Here is a 634-nt window from a genome sequence, read left to right on the forward strand (position 1 = left end):
CGCCGAGCAAGGCATCACCATCAATGCCGTGGCACCAGGCTTCATCGAAACCCAGATGACCGCCGCCATTCCCTTCACCATCCGTGAAGCGGGCCGTCGCATGAACGCCATGAACCAGGGCGGTCAACCGGTAGACGTGGCCGAAACCATCGCTTTCTTTGCCAGCCCGGCCTCCCAGGGCCTGACTGGCAACGTTGTGCGTGTATGTGGCCAGATGCTGTTGGGGGCTTAAACCCGCAGCAGGCCTCATGCTTCACGCAACAGGCAAGAAGCAACAAAAAGCCGCGCCCACAGGGTGCGGCTTTTTTGTGGGCTGCAGGCCAAGCTTTCTACAGCGCCGCTGCAGGGGCCAGTGTCCGGTCGCAGCGCGGCAAAAAAAGACCCCGCCGGTTACCCGGCGAGGTCTTTAATTCCACGCTCTCCCGAGGTGGATAGCACAAGGAGTCGAGGTTGATCAGGCGACCTCGGCCACCTCTTTCTGTGCCTTTTTGGCAGCCTTCGCTTCAGCGCGGGCTTTTGCCTTTGCCGCGCCACCCGGCATGTATTCGCGCACATCCCATTTGAAATAACGCTTGAGCACACTATTGGCTTCTTCATCATTCTGGCGCCAGCCATACATCTTCGGTTTTTCCTT

1 protein-coding gene and 1 pseudogene are annotated in these 634 nt (G+C 59.0%); one reads left to right on the forward strand and one right to left on the reverse strand.

Annotation, left to right across the window (positions count from 1 at the left end; all coding sequences use genetic code 11):
• The coding region (locus A3730_RS26615) for an SDR family oxidoreductase (RefSeq protein ID WP_156501388.1) at nt 1-232 on the forward strand (232 nt) is incomplete at its 5' end.
• Nucleotides 233-454: 222 nt separating this feature from the next.
• Here A3730_RS26615 and A3730_RS30010 read toward each other — a convergent pair.
• A pseudogene (locus tag A3730_RS30010) lies at nt 455-634 on the reverse strand (sterol desaturase); the annotation flags it as partial.

The organism is Alcanivorax sp. HI0044 (genome assembly GCF_001634945.1).